This window comes from Buttiauxella sp. BIGb0471 (assembly GCF_024807715.1).
Lineage (GTDB): Bacteria > Pseudomonadota > Gammaproteobacteria > Enterobacterales > Enterobacteriaceae > Buttiauxella > Buttiauxella agrestis.
This window is the reverse complement of record NZ_JANUEU010000006.1, coordinates 1-14,007: the sequence shown is the minus strand read 5'-3', so window position 1 is coordinate 14,007 and position 14,007 is coordinate 1. Positions and strand designations below refer to the sequence as shown.

Annotated in this window: 10 protein-coding genes; 9 read left to right on the top strand and 1 reads right to left on the bottom strand. The window is 54.9% G+C overall.

Translation table 11 applies throughout. The annotated features are described in order from the left end of the window. Nucleotides 1-8: 8 nt before the first annotated feature. From M2371_RS17415 to M2371_RS17405, 3 genes are read left to right on the top strand one after another with little or no spacing between them, the layout of a single operon-like run. Nucleotides 9-905 carry an efflux RND transporter periplasmic adaptor subunit gene (locus M2371_RS17415; RefSeq protein WP_259268304.1) on the top strand — a complete coding sequence of 299 codons (897 nt, stop codon included), beginning with the start codon at nt 9-11 and terminating at the stop codon, nt 903-905. After that, complete coding sequence (locus M2371_RS17410; RefSeq protein ID WP_259268303.1) at nt 902-2,254, top strand: efflux RND transporter periplasmic adaptor subunit; 1,353 nt, start codon at nt 902-904, stop codon at nt 2,252-2,254. Before M2371_RS17415 ends, M2371_RS17410 begins: the two co-directional genes overlap by 4 nt. Next, complete coding sequence (locus tag M2371_RS17405) at nt 2,251-4,356, top strand: HlyD family efflux transporter periplasmic adaptor subunit (protein WP_232062513.1); 2,106 nt, start codon at nt 2,251-2,253, stop codon at nt 4,354-4,356. Before M2371_RS17410 ends, M2371_RS17405 begins: the two co-directional genes overlap by 4 nt. A 290-nt stretch (nt 4,357-4,646) precedes the next feature. On the opposite strand, the gene M2371_RS17400 is transcribed toward M2371_RS17405, so the two are convergent. Beyond that, a complete protein-coding gene (locus M2371_RS17400; protein WP_259268302.1) occupies nt 4,647-7,211 on the bottom strand; it encodes an ATP-binding protein in 2,565 nt (854 codons plus the stop codon). Nucleotides 7,212-7,416: 205 nt separating this feature from the next. Here M2371_RS17400 and M2371_RS17395 point away from each other — a divergent pair, with 205 nt between their 5' ends. The 6 genes from M2371_RS17395 to M2371_RS17370 all read left to right on the top strand — a co-directional run bounded on the left by M2371_RS17395 (nt 7,417) and on the right by M2371_RS17370 (nt 13,685). Continuing rightward, nucleotides 7,417-8,943 carry a sugar ABC transporter ATP-binding protein gene (locus M2371_RS17395; protein ID WP_259268301.1) on the top strand — a complete coding sequence of 509 codons (1,527 nt, stop codon included), beginning with the start codon at nt 7,417-7,419 and terminating at the stop codon, nt 8,941-8,943. Continuing rightward, nucleotides 8,933-9,955, top strand: a complete 1,023-nt coding sequence (locus M2371_RS17390; protein ID WP_051880616.1) for an ABC transporter permease subunit — start codon at nt 8,933-8,935, stop codon at nt 9,953-9,955. Before M2371_RS17395 ends, M2371_RS17390 begins: the two co-directional genes overlap by 11 nt. 71 nt (nt 9,956-10,026) lie before the next feature. After that, nucleotides 10,027-10,959: an ABC transporter substrate-binding protein gene (locus M2371_RS17385; RefSeq protein WP_259268300.1), complete on the top strand. Its 933-nt coding sequence runs from the start codon at nt 10,027-10,029 to the stop codon at nt 10,957-10,959. A gap of 126 nt (nt 10,960-11,085) precedes the next feature. Then, on the top strand, nt 11,086-11,769 hold the full coding sequence (locus tag M2371_RS17380; protein ID WP_259268299.1) for a D-lyxose/D-mannose family sugar isomerase: 684 nt from the start codon (nt 11,086-11,088) through the stop codon (nt 11,767-11,769). A 38-nt stretch (nt 11,770-11,807) separates the two neighbouring features. After that, the gene (locus M2371_RS17375; protein ID WP_172895797.1) at nt 11,808-12,668 is read left to right on the top strand and encodes a ketose 1,6-bisphosphate aldolase; all 861 of its coding nucleotides are present in this window, start codon (nt 11,808-11,810) and stop codon (nt 12,666-12,668) included. A gap of 9 nt (nt 12,669-12,677) precedes the next feature. Next, nucleotides 12,678-13,685, top strand: a complete 1,008-nt coding sequence (locus tag M2371_RS17370; RefSeq protein WP_259268298.1) for a carbohydrate kinase family protein — start codon at nt 12,678-12,680, stop codon at nt 13,683-13,685. Nucleotides 13,686-14,007: the final 322 nt, after the last annotated feature.

Genomic DNA, 14,007 nt, shown 5'->3' with positions numbered 1-14,007 from the left:
GGTGGATTATGAATACAAAAACAATGGTGGATGACGCTGCGCTTATCCACCCTACAAAACATGCGAATCATTTTCGTCCGGTGAATGCATCCTTGAATGGTCTTCGTAGGTCGGATAAGCGTAGCGCCATCCGACAAAAATTTATCGCCGGGTTAATCTGCGCCCTTTCCTGCCTGTCTGTTCCTGCGTTTGCCCAGGACGGCAACACCCAGGTGCGCTTCCTGGTACTCGCCAACCGCGAAAGCCCGCTTTCCAGCGTGGTTCCCGGACGCATGGCGAAAATCAACGTGCAGCTCGGCGATTCCGTCACGCAAAACAAAGTGCTGGCGACCATGGACTGTAGCGATTTGATGGCGCGTAAAAATGCCGCCGAAGCGGAATATCACGCCGCGCAATTGCGTTACGAAGCCAAAGCAAAACTGCAAGGTTTGCAGTCTGCCGCCGCACTGGAAGTGGGTTTAGCCGCCTCCGAAGTGAACCGTACCAAAGGCCAGATGGGGATTTTTGACGCCCAGTTGGCGCAGTGCAAATTCATCGCGCCGTTTAACGGACGGGTGGCGAAAATCTACGTCAAAGAAGGCCAGGGCATTGGTGCGGGAGCGCCGGTGATTGATCTCGTCGGCAGCGGCACATTGCGCGCGCGGTTAAACGTGCCATCAAACTGGGTGGCATGGCTGAAAATTGGCTCGCAACTGAATGCCTCGGTCGGTGAAACGGGCAAACAATATCCGCTCACCGTGACCAATATCAGCGGCAAAGTGGACGCCGTCAGCCAGACCATCGAAATCGAAACCCGCTTCCCGGAAAAAACGGACGACGTGCTGCCAGGGATGAGTGGGCAAGCCGTGGCGATTTGCCCGCCGGATGAAACCCGTTGCCTGAAAAACGGAGCTGCAAATTCGTGACTTCCCCAACAGCCTTCTACCAGCTTGCAGCAAGGGTAGAAGCGATAAGCCACTGCGCAGAGTTAGGCTTCGCTATATGTAATGAAACACGCCAACTGGTGGAATATCGCCAGGCGGCGCTGCTGTCCCTCAGTGCATCAAACCGCGCAAAACTGGTCGCCCATTCCGGGTTAAGTGATACCGACAACAACACGCCGTACGCCTTGTGGCTGGCGGATGTGGCCAAAGAAATCGCCCCCCATTGCCGGGCGCTGCCGCCCGAAGCCCGCGTGCTGGCGCTGGCTCCTGCACAACTCAGTGAACCGCTCGCCCACCAGTGGAGCGAATGGCTGCCGCCGCACGTTTGGGTGCTGCCGTTAACCGGTGCCGACGGCGAAATTCACGCGCTGTGGTTTTTAGGGCGCGATGACGCCTGGCCGACCTCGCTTGCCCCGGATTCACCGGAATTTGCGCTGCTGCAACTGAGCGGTTTATACGGTTACGCCTGGTGGGCATTGACCGCAAAGCCCTCGCGGTTCCGGCAATTCTGGCAGCGAAATACCGGGCGGCGTCTGGCTTATATCCTGCTGGCGATGGTGCTGGTGATGTGTATTCCGGTGCGGGAATACACGCTGGTTCCCGCTGAAATTATCTCGCTACAAAGTGAAGTGATTGCCGCCCCGGATTCCGGCGTGATTCAACGCATGGTGGTTTTGCCTAATAGTGATGTGAAGAAAGGCCAGGTGCTGGCGACGCTTGACGACACCACGCTACACAACCGTCTCGCAGTGGCGCAGGCGGAACTGGAAACCGCGGAAACCACGCTGCATCAGGCTTCGCAACAAGCCATTGAAGATCAGCAGGCGAAATCAGAGCTGGCGATGGCAGAAGGCAAATATCGCGAGAAAAAAGTCGAAGTCGAGTCGATAAAACGCGATCTGGCAAAACTGACGATTCGCGCCCCTGGCAACGGCGTGTTTGTCTATTCCGACCCGGATGACTGGGCTGGCCGCCCGGTACAGACCGGCGAGCGTATTGGTTTACTCGCCGATCCGAACAATTTAGGCGTTCGCGCTTGGGCACCCGTGAGCGAGTCCACCAACCTTGATCACGGTGCGCCAATGAAAGTGTTTTTGAAAGTCGCGCCGCTGGACTCGTTTACCGCGAAACTGGATTACGCGGGCTATCAAACCGTCGAAGCACCGAACGGCATCGCCAGTTATCTGCTGCGCGGCACGCTTGATGGCAAACCGGCGGTGGCGCGTATCGGCTTGCAGGGTACGGCTCGCGTGACGGGTGACTGGGCGCTGCTCGGTTACTTGCTGCTGCGCCGCCCCATCGCCACATTGCGTGCCGGGAGCGGCTGGTGATCAACGCCGCTGCCACCGCTCCACCGTGGCCCGCGCTGCGCGATGAACTGCGCCTCAACAGCGCGGGCAGCAACCGCGACGGCTCCCCGGCGTGGCATTTATCGGACCCGGTGCGAAACCTGTTTTTCCGTCTCGGCTGGCTGGAAATTGAAATCCTCAAGCGCTGGCAATTAGCCGATGCCGGGAAGATCGCGCAGGCGATTAATCAGCAAACCACGCTGAATGTCGAAGAAGAAGATATCAAAGCCTTTGTGCTGTTTTTGCAGCAACAGCAACTGCTGCGCACCGCCCGTTTTCGCCCGGCATCGTCGGCGTGGAAATGGCTGCTGCACAGCTATTTGTTTATCCGCATTCCGCTGGTTCACCCGGAAAAAGCCCTGCGCAAAGCGCTGCCGTGGGTGCAACCGCTGTTCAGCAAAACCTTTCTTTGGCTGACGCTGTTTGTGGCAATTACCGGTATTGTGCTGGCCGCTCGCCAGTGGGATACCGTCGTCGCCACGCTGCATAATTCGGTGAACTGGCACGGTGCCGTAGCGTTTGCCATCGCGCTGGTATTTTCCAAATGCTGGCACGAAATGGGCCACGCGCTCACCGCCACAAAGCATGGCGTGCGGGTCGGGCATATGGGCGTCGCGCTGTTGGTGATGTTGCCGATGGCCTACACCGACACCGGCGAAAGCTGGAAACTGATTCGTTCGCGTGACCGGCTAAAAATCGCCGCCGCCGGGATTGTTTCTGAGCTGGTGCTGGCGGCGTGGGCGACGTTGCTGTGGTCATTCGCCCCAGAAGGCAGCGTAAAGAACGCGCTGTTTTTCCTCGCCACCACCGCGTGGATTATGACGGTGGTAGTCAACGCCAGCCCGTTTATGCGCTTCGATGGCTACTACATTCTGAGCGATATTCTCGACTTTCCAGGCCTTCACGAACGCGCCGGAAACTGGGCGAAGCGGGCGATGCGCTGGCATTTGTTTGGCATCAACGACCCAAAGCCCGATAACGTCACTCCGGCCTTCGCCCGCTTCCTGACGGTATTTGCTTTCGCGACCTGGATTTACCGCCTGCTACTGTTTATCGGCATCGCGGTTTTGGTCTATCACGCCTTCTTTAAGGCGTTGGGCGTGGTGCTGTTTTTAATAGAGATTGTGACTTTTGTGGTGCAGCCGATGATCAGAGAAATCAAAACTATTTGGGCGCGTCGGCAGGAAAGCCAGCCGTTTTATCGCCGCAGATTACTGTTGATTACCGCCGTCGTGTTGCTGGCCATTTTTGTGCCGTGGTCGAATAAAGTGAGCCTGCCGGGCGTGATAGAAGCCGGTTTTGTGCAGCCGATTTATACGCCTTACAGTGCAAAACTTGAGAAGGTTTTTGTCACCGACGGGCAAGAAGTGAAAGCCGGGCAACCGCTGTTTGAGTTGATTGCCCCGCTGCCGGAAACGTCGCAGCGCAAGGCCGAAGAGATGCGCCGAGCCTGGGAATTCAGCGCGCGGGGTGCGTTGGGTCTGGATAAAGACGGCCCGGCAAAACAGGTGCTGGCAGACCAAATGGCACGCCAGTATTCGCTCCAGCAAAGTGCGGGCAACAGCGAATTGCTGCGCCTGCGGCTGGTGGCGGCGTCTGCGGGAAGGATTGAAGACCGTGATTTGTCGTTGCAGCCTGGAAGCTGGGTTTCGCCAACGTCACACATCGCGACGCTGGTGAATGCCGATCGTTGGCGAGTGAAAGCGCTGGTGGGCGAGGAAGATCTGGCGCGATTACGTGTGGGTTCGCCCGCCAAAATTTATCAGAACGGTGAATGGCATCCGCTTATCGGGCGTGTGGTTTCTATCGATCATAACGTGGTGACGCGCCTGCCCTCGCTGCTGCTGGCTAAAGATCATGGCGGGCCGGTGCAGCTGAACCCGACGGCTCAGGCAAAAGATCTGCGTCCGCAAGGCGTATGGTATCGCGTGTCGATTGAAGGTGACGGGAAAACCGCGCAGCTAAACCGGGAGAATCTCGCCGAAATTTCGGTTGAGAGCCAACGCCAGAGTCTTGCGCATCGCTGGTTTAATAGCGTGTCATTGATGTTAATTCAGCAGACGGGTATGGGGAAAGACGGGTAGTTTTTGTCGGATGACGTTGCGCTTAACGGTTTTGTAGGGTGGATAAGCCGAAGGCGTCATCCACCAGAATTTAGCCAAAGTCAGCCCCTCTTTGCAGAGGGGCTAAGTCCTTGCTACAGGATGATCAGTGAGGTGCATATCAATACATGTGGCAGCTAAGTTGTGTCCTGGACCCACCCACTTCCTCCTGGGATACTGGAAGGGGTCGTTCTATTAATGTCCGTTTCCAGACTTTTAGTCAATTGTTTGACGATGACCTTTTCATTGATTTGCAAACCTGACACAAAATGTTATGGATTCCGTGCAAGGCGCAAAGCCTGCGCCAGTTTTTGCTGGTTGAAAGGCTTACGCAAAAGCTCGACCGGCGGCAGTTGCTGCCCGCTGCGGCGCAGATCCTGGCCACTGATTAACAAGCAGATCAGATGCGGATAATGCTCGCGAGCGTGCTGGATCACCTCCGCCCCGCTCATCGGCCCAGGAAGCATTAAATCGCTGATAACAATTTGAATATCCGGCACATCTTTCAGCAATTGAATGGCCTGCTGGCTGTCGCTGGTTTCCAGCGTCAGATAGCCAAGCTGATGCAATTGCTCGCAGAGCGTCTGGCGCACATCGTGTTCATCTTCCAGCACCAACACTAACTGGTTCTCTTCAGCATTAGCTCCTGCTGGTTCCGGTAATACTTCGCTGACCGCCTGCGCGGGCGCGCGCGGCAATTGTAAACGTACCAACGTTCCCTGCCCTGGCGCACTTTCAATTTCCACTCGTCCACCGGACTGGCGCACAAATCCATACACCATCGACAATCCCAAACCGCTGCCGCTACCCGTCTGTTTGGTGGTGAAAAACGGCTCGAAGACCTGGGCTTTTATCTCCGCAGACATCCCCTGCCCGCTGTCGATCACTTCCAGCGCCACCATATCCTGCTTTCCACCGCCCGAACGCACCACACGTTGATTCCAGGTACGAATTTTTATGCTGCCGCTTTGCCCATCCATCGCGTCACGTGCGTTCATCACCAGATTGATAATCGCATTCTCAAGTTGATTGACGTCAATCCAGGCGGGCCACGCCGGATGCTGGGCTTCAATTTCAAGCGTCAGAGCGGCAGGCAGCGAATGGCGGATCAGCGGGTCGAGGTTTTCCAGCAGATGTTTCATCGACACTGCGTGCGGGTGCAGTGACTGTTTGCGGGAAAACGCCAGTAAGCGCTGGGTCAGTTGTGCGCCACGTTCGGCGGCTTTTAAGGCGCGCTGAATGCGTATGGCATCAGGCGAATCCACAGAGGTCAGTTCCAGACTGCCGATAATCACCGCCAACAAGTTGTTGAAATCATGCGCCAGGCCGCCGGTTAACTGCCCCACCGCTTTCATCTTCTGGCTGTGAACCAGCGCCTCCTCCAGTGCTTTGCGCTCGCTGCGCTCCAGCACCACGTTGACCATGCCGCGCCCCGGCACCGGGCTAAAACGCAGCTCGATAGTGCGATTGTCCGCAAGCCTTAGCTCCTGCGGTTTAGGAAGCGGGCGCGAAAGGTTCTCAACGATATGTTCCTGGAGTGGCGTCACCTGTTTTAGCAGGCTCATATAATGCTGCCCACGCTGGAGATGCTCCGGCGCAAGCCCCAGCAGCAACGGATACTGCGGGTTCCACACCACCAGGAATCCCTCGTTATCAAACAGCGCAAAACCGTCGCGCATGGCGTGGAAGGTGGTTTCCAGTTGCGTGCTTTTTTCTTTCAGCAGTTTCGAGGTGTGTTCCAGCGATGCGGTGTTTCTCGCAAAAACGTTAAATGCTCGCGCCAGATCGCCCAGTTCATCACGCCGCTGCAACGCAGGCACGCTTACATCGCGCTCGCCCCGCGCCAGCCGCGTCATCGCATGGGAAATCGCCGTCAGGTTCGAGCCGAGGTTGCGGTAAATATACCAACCGGCAAAACCCGTAATCACCAGTGCCAGCAGGGCAAATAGCCCGATAAACGCAATCATTGATTGCAGCTCTTTGTGGCTCTGCTCGGTACGATTGAGCGACTCCTGCGCCACTTTTTGCACGTACAGGTTGATGTCCTGATTCAAAAACGCCACCAGCGCTTTGATGTGGTACATGTACCAGGAAATCCCGAGATCGCTGTTTTCAAGCTGATCCGCAAGTGGCAGCAATTGCTGCAAATGAGCGGTTAACTCCTGCAATATCCCCTCAACCAGCGGTGAATCGGCGTGCTTCGGAAGTTGCGCCATCACGTCGGTAAGCTGCACCACGGTCGCTTTTGGCGATGGCGTTTGAATGGCAATCAGAATCAAGCGGTCCATTTCCGTTAGCAGCCGCGCTTCCGGCAGCGCTAACCCGTCACGGGCATTGATATCCTGAATATGATGCAAGTAACTTTGGTTTTGATACAGCGCACTGAGCAGCGCATTGCGCTCCAGATGGCGACGATGACCAAGCTCCAGCATCCGCGTGACGCTGCTTTCCAGCTCGTTGCTGCGGTCTGTGATGCGTGTAACCAACTCCGGTTCGTGGCTAGCCAGCGGGGCATTCGCCAGATGATTAAGCGAGTTTTGTAGCGCCTGCTGCGTTTGTTGCAAACGCTGCGCTTCACTTTGATATTCCAGCGCACCCACCACTTGCGTAAGACGCACCGCCGCCGTCGCCACATTGGCAGTATCCCGCGCCAGCTCCATGCTGCCGGACATATCACTCAGCGTTTGCCCCTGAACTTGCTCCTGCAAACGGCTGGCGTGATCAAAACCTAAAATCGCCACGCCGCACACCAGCAAAGTCACCGCTACTACCAGCAGGTTAAAGGACAGCAAACGTCCACGGGCGCTGGTGAGAAAGGGTGTGCGGGGTGCAGGCATGTTTTAGCTCCGGTGTTTTTTTGAATGCCCTCACCCCGGCCCTCTCCCCCAGGAGAGGGAGCCGATCGGTTTTCCCCCTATCCCTCAGGGAGAGGGCTGGGGTGAGGGTCGATATATGACAAATATGAACGACTTCTGACATTTTGCATTTACATGCGTGTGTTCAACTGGCAGCAATCGAACCTTCACCCGCAGGAGTCGCGCCATGAGTAGCGTTCCCATTCTGGAGATGCGCAATATTGCCAAATCATTTGGCAAGTTCTATGCGTTGAAAGGTGTCGACTTAACGGTGTTCCCCGGCGAAATTCACGCGCTGATGGGGGAAAACGGTGCCGGGAAAAGTACCCTGATGAAGATTCTCGCCGGAGCCTATACCGCCACCAGCGGCGAGATTTTAATTAACGGTGAACCCTACAGCATCAAAGGGCCGAAAGACGCGCTCAACGCAGGCATCACGCTGATTTACCAGGAGATGCAGCTTGCGCCGAATCTTACTGTCGCTGAGAACATCTTCCTCGGCAGCGAGCTGTCACGCGGTGGTTTAGTCAAACGTAAAGAGATGGTGATGCAGGCACAAACGGTAATCGACCGCCTCGGCGCGCAATTTAAGGCCAGCGATTTGGTTTCGCGCCTGACGATTGCCGAACAGCAGCAGGTGGAGATCGCTCGTGCGCTGCACCGCAACAGCCGCATTTTAGTGATGGACGAACCCACCGCCGCCCTTTCCTCGCGTGAAACGCACCGCCTGTTCGAGTTGATTATGCGGCTGCGCGATGAGGGCATGGCGATTATCTATATCAGCCATCGCATGGCGGAAGTGTACGAGCTTTCTGACCGCGTGAGCGTGCTGCGCGACGGGCAATACGTCGGCAGCCTGACGCGCGAACACCTCAATGCCAACGAACTGGTGCGCATGATGGTGGGCCGCCCACTAAGCGATTTGTTTAATAAAGAGCGCGATATTCCGCTCGGCAGTGTGCGTCTGAACGTTCACCACCTGACGGACGGCGTAAAAGTGCAGCCGGTCAGTCTACAGGTGAAATCCGGCGAGATAGTCGGCCTTGCGGGGCTAGTCGGTGCCGGGCGTTCTGAACTCGCACAGCTGATTTTTGGCGTGCGCAAATCCACCGGCGGCACGATAGAAATCGACGGCAAGCCCGTCAAAATCCATTCACCACGCGAAGCGATTAGCCACGGGATCGGTTTCCTGACCGAGAACCGCAAAGAGCAAGGTTTGTTCCTCGAACTCGCCGCGCAAGACAACATCACCATGGCGACCCTTGAGCGTGACGCGCACTACGGCTGGCTGGATCGCAAAAAAGCCCAGACCATTTCTGACGATGCCATCAGTTTGCTGAATATTCGCGTCCCACACGCGCAAGTACGGGCTGGCGGACTGTCCGGCGGCAACCAGCAAAAACTTTTGATCTCGCGCTGGGTGGCGATCGGGCCGCGCATTTTGATCCTTGATGAGCCAACGCGCGGGGTAGATGTCGGTGCGAAAAGTGAGATCTACCGGATCATGAGTCAGATGGCAAAACAGGGCGTGGCGATCCTGATGATCTCCAGTGAATTGCCTGAAGTGGTCGGCATGAGCGATCGGGTGTATGTGATGCGCGAAGGCAGTATTGCCGGGGAGTTGCACGCCGCTGATATCACGCAAGAGAAGATTATGACGCTGGCAACCGGCGTTGAAGATGCCCACAAAAAGGGGGTTCACCATGGCAACTAATCAACCTAAAGAAACGCCGCTGGCGCACACAACTCCCCAGCAAGTCGCCAAATCTGCTTCGCTGAAAAAAGCGCTGTTTGGCGATTTGATGCAAACCGTCGGAATTTTGCCGATTTTGATCCTGATCGTCGCCGTTTTTGGGTTTATCACGCCGAACTTTTTTACTGAATCTAACTTGTTGAATATCGCCCGTCAGTCGTCGATCAACATCGTGCTCGCCGCCGGGATGACCTTCATTATTTTGACCGGTGGGATAGATCTTTCCGTGGGCTCCATTCTGGGCACCACGGCGGTGACTGCGATGGTGGTTTCGCTAATGCCGGGTTGGGAATCGCTGTCGATTCCTGCCGCACTGATGATGGGCACCGGGCTGGGGCTGTTTAACGGCATGTTGGTCGCCTGGGCCGGACTACCGCCGTTTATCGTCACGCTCGGCACTTATACCGCGCTGCGCGGAGCGGCCTATTTGCTGGCCGACGGCACCACGGTGATTAACTCCAATATCAATTTTGAATGGATAGGCAACTCGTATCTGGGGCCGATTCCGTGGCTGGTTGTGATTGCCCTGGCGGTGATTGTTGTCTGCTGGTTCATTCTGCGCCGTACCACGCTTGGCGTTCATATCTACGCGGTCGGCGGCAATATGCAGGCCGCACGCCTGACCGGCATCAAAGTCTGGCTGGTATTACTGTTCGTGTACGGCATGAGCGGTTTGCTTTCCGGGCTTGGCGGCGTGATGAGTGCCTCGCGGCTGTACAGCGCCAACGGCAACCTTGGGATGGGTTATGAGCTGGATGCCATCGCTGCGGTCATTCTTGGCGGCACCAGTTTCGTCGGCGGTATTGGCACGATTACCGGCACGCTGGTCGGGGCGCTGATTATCGCCACGCTCAACAATGGCATGACGCTGATGGGCGTCTCGTATTTCTGGCAACTGGTGATCAAGGGTGCGGTGATCATCATTGCGGTGCTGATCGATAAATACCGTACCCGTCACCATCAAAGTGCATAACACAACACAACAATAGTCGTAGGTCGGATAAGCGTGAGCGTCATCCGACAAAACCAGACAGGAGATTCATCATGCGTTTAAAACTACTCGCTGCTGCACTCATGATTGCCACTGTGCCTTTTGTTCAGGCAAAAGAACTGAAATCCATCGGGGTGACGGTGGGCGACCTCGCCAACCCGTTCTTCGTACAGATAACCAAAGGTGCGGAACTTGAAGCCCGAAAACTGGCGGGCGACAACGTGAAAGTGACGCTGGTTTCCAGCGGCTACGATCTCGGCCAGCAGGTATCGCAAATTGATAACTTTATTGCCGCCAAAGTGGACATGATCATTCTGAACGCGGCGGATTCTAAAGGGATCGGCCCGGCGGTGAAACGAGCAAAAGACGCCGGGATCGTGGTGGTGGCGGTGGACGTGGCGGCGGAAGGTGCCGATGCAACGATCACCTCGAACAACACCCAGGCGGGCGAGATGGCCTGTAAATACATTGCTGATCGTCTGAAAGAGAAAGGCAACGTGGTGATCATCAACGGGCCGCCGGTTTCTGCGGTGCAAAACCGTGTTGAGGGTTGTGAAACCGAATTTAAAAAACACCCTGGCATTAAGATCCTTTCTTCTAACCAGAACGCCAAAGGCAGCCGTGAAGGAGGACTGGAAGTGATGACCTCTTTACTGGCGGCTAATCCGAAGATCGACGGCGTGTTTGCTATCAACGATCCGACCGCGATCGGTGCCGATCTGGCGGCGAAACAAGCCCAACGTAACGAATTCTTTATCGTCGGCGTGGATGGAAGCCCGGATGCGGAAGAAGCGCTGAAACGCGGTGGAAATACGCTGTTTGTCGCAACGCCTGCGCAAGACCCGCAAGTGATGGCGGCGAAAGCGGTGGAGATTGGTTACGACATTCTGCAAGGCAAACCAGCGCCTAAAGAGGCTGTGCTGATTCCGGTGACGATGATCGATAAAAACAATATCGGCACGTATAAGGGCTGGACGGTGAAATAGATTTTGCCACTGCCTGCCATTTTTGTCGGATGGCGGCGCACACGCCTTATCCGACCTACAAAGGGTTCATTGTAGGTCTGATAAGCGCAGCGCCATCCGACATTAACGTGAGGAAAACCCTGCAAAATGAAACGTTCTGAAGTGAATAATATTCTGTCTCAAACGCGCCATTTCTTTATGCAGCACGATGTCCATTTGCCTCCTTTTGCCTCATTCGACCTGGCAAAATGGCAGCAGGTTGATAAACAAATCTGGCAAGAAGTGATTGATTTAAAACTCGGATGGGATGTTACCGCATTCGGTGGCAATGATTTTCTCACTCAGGGTCTGACGCTTTTTACGCTGCGTAATGGTTCACCCGATGGCGCACCGTATGCCAAATGTTATGCCGAAAAAATCATGCATGTTCGTGACGGGCAAATCACGCCGATGCATTTTCACTGGCGCAAACGCGAGGACATTATCAATCGCGGCGGCGGCAATCTGATTGTCGAATTGTGGAATGCCGATCAGTTCGAGCAAACCGAAGACAGCGACGTCACCGTGGTGATTGATGGTTGTCGCCAGACTCACGCGGCGGGCAGCCAACTACGTCTCTCACCGGGGGAAAGCATTTGTCTGGTGCCGGGTATTTACCACAGTTTTTGGGGCGAGCCGGGTTATGGCGATGTGCTGGTTGGGGAAGTGTCGATGGTGAATGACGATGACCATGACAACCGTTTTCTCAAGCCGCTCGAACGCTTTAACGCCATTGTTGAAGACGAACCCGCGCGGCAATTGCTGTGCAACGAATATCGCCAGACCCTTTAATTTTCAAACCTTATTTTCCAACACCAGGGGAAACTTTTATGGCTTTGATATCGCTCGCCGATGGGCTGAAACACGCGCGGGAAAATGGCTACGCGTTAGGCGCGTTTAATGTCCTCGATAGTCATTTTCTGCGCGCACTTTTTGCTGCGGCAAAGCAGGAAAACTCACCGTTTATCATCAATATCGCCGAAGTCCATTTTAAGTATGTCTCGCTAGATTCGCTGGTTGAAGCCGTTAAATTCGAAGCGGCACGCCACGATATTCCGGTGGTGCTCAATCTCGATCACGGCCTGCATTTTGAGGCGGTCGTTCGCGCTTTACGCCTCGGTTTTAGCTCAGTCATGTTCGATGGTTCTACACTTGAATATGAGGAGAATGTTCGCCAGACGCGTGAAGTGGTGAAAATGTGCCACGCGGTGGGTGTTTCGGTTGAAGCGGAGCTGGGTGCCGTCGGCGGTGACGAAGGCGGTGCGCTGTATGGCGAAGCCGACAGCAACAAGTTTACCGACCCTAAAATCGCGCGTGATTTTGTCGACAGAACCGGCATCGACACGCTGGCCGTCGCTATCGGCAATGCGCATGGCAAATACAAGGGCGAGCCGAAACTCGATTTCGACAGACTGGCCGCGATTCGTAGCCAAACCGGTCTCCCGCTGGTGCTACACGGTGGTTCCGGCATCAGCGATGAAGATTTCAGAAAGGCGATAACGCTCGGCATTCATAAAATTAATTTCTACACCGGGATGTCGCAGGCAGCACTCGGTGCCGTCGAGCAGCGAATGAATCAGCGTCACGCCATTTATGACGAGTTCGCGGAGTTATTACTGGGTATAGAAGAGGCGATTACGGATGTCGTCGCACAACAGATGCAGATTTTTGGCAGTTCGGGTAAAGCGTAAGGAGTAGGTATGACAGAGCGCAGTGGAATTATCGCCGCAGGGAACATGTTGGTCGACCATGTGCATCAAATTGTGCAGTGGCCGCAGCGCGGTTGGCTCGCGGAAATTGTCCACAGCGAACGCTCCACCGGCGGCGCTCCCCTTAACGTTCTGCTGACGCTGGCAAAAATGCATGTCGGCCTGCCGCTCCAGGCCGTGGGTTTAGTCGGTGACGACCACGACGGCGATTACATTATGGCCATGCTCGATCAGTATCATGTGAATCGCCAGCATGTGCACCGCACCACCTTTGCGCCGACGTCAATGTCGCAAGTGATGACCGACCCTGACGGGCAGCGCACGTTTTTCCACTCGCCAGGTGCGAATCGTCTGCTTGATTTACCCGCTTTTGACCGTCTTGAATCGTCGTTCAAAATCTTCCATTTGGGTTATTTATTACTGCTCGACAGCCTCGATATGGAGGATGCGGAATACGGCACGCGCAGCGCCAGATTGCTGGCGATGATGGCGCAGCAAGGCTATGAAACCTCACTGGATTTAGTCTCGCGCCAGGGCGACCCACGTTATCGCCCGATGGTGCTCCCTGCCCTGCGTTGGCTCGATTATCTGGTGATAAACGAGCTGGAAGCCGGTGAGTTTAGCGGGCTGGAAATTCGTCACACCAACGGAGCGCCACACATCGAAAATATTGCCATTGCGGCGACGCAATTACTCGAAGCGGGCGTAAAACAAAGAGTCGTCATTCACTGCCCGGAAGGCGCATGGGGTGTGGAAAAAGGAAAAGAAGGTATGTGGGTGCCTTCGTTTATGCTCGCCCGGAATGAAATTATCGGCAGCGTCGGCGCGGGTGACGCATTTTGCGCCGGAATATTATATGGCTGCCATGAAAAATGGTCGTTGGCTGACAGCCTGAAATTAGCCCACGCCTGTGCGCGATCTAATCTTTTATGTGCAAATGCGATAGATGGCGCAAAAACATTAACGGAATTACAGAGTTTTATTAGTGAGCAGAGTTAATATTTATTACGTCAACGACTTATAATGATGGCGTGAATATATTACTTGAGAGAGACGTTCCATAACAATGTAATTTCAATCAATAAATTACATTGTGGATTTCATATTAAATAAATAAAAATTGAGTAAACTATGCGGCGGGTGCTTAGGGCTTTCAGTCCTGAGCATAAGTGAGGGATATTCTTGAACGTTAAGAATAAGAAAGCCCCGGGCAACTTTACGTTAACCTGTGCACTGCACCCATTTAGTTGGACTATAAAATGGAATAGTCCCTTATATGGCAAAGCCAAAATACTCCTTTGAGAAACGTCTTGAGGTTGTT

What these genes read in the sequence shown, in the direction of transcription:
- M2371_RS17415 (WP_259268304.1), top strand. Translation starts at nt 9, where the DNA reads ATGAATACAAAAACAATGGTGGATGACGCTGCGCTTATCCACCCTACA.
- M2371_RS17400 (WP_259268302.1), bottom strand. Translation starts at nt 7,211, where the DNA reads ATGCCTGCACCCCGCACACCCTTTCTCACCAGCGCCCGTGGACGTTTG.
- M2371_RS17395 (WP_259268301.1), top strand. Translation starts at nt 7,417, where the DNA reads ATGAGTAGCGTTCCCATTCTGGAGATGCGCAATATTGCCAAATCATTT.
- M2371_RS17390 (WP_051880616.1), top strand. Translation starts at nt 8,933, where the DNA reads ATGGCAACTAATCAACCTAAAGAAACGCCGCTGGCGCACACAACTCCC.
- M2371_RS17385 (WP_259268300.1), top strand. Translation starts at nt 10,027, where the DNA reads ATGCGTTTAAAACTACTCGCTGCTGCACTCATGATTGCCACTGTGCCT.
- M2371_RS17380 (WP_259268299.1), top strand. Translation starts at nt 11,086, where the DNA reads ATGAAACGTTCTGAAGTGAATAATATTCTGTCTCAAACGCGCCATTTC.
- M2371_RS17375 (WP_172895797.1), top strand. Translation starts at nt 11,808, where the DNA reads ATGGCTTTGATATCGCTCGCCGATGGGCTGAAACACGCGCGGGAAAAT.
- M2371_RS17370 (WP_259268298.1), top strand. Translation starts at nt 12,678, where the DNA reads ATGACAGAGCGCAGTGGAATTATCGCCGCAGGGAACATGTTGGTCGAC.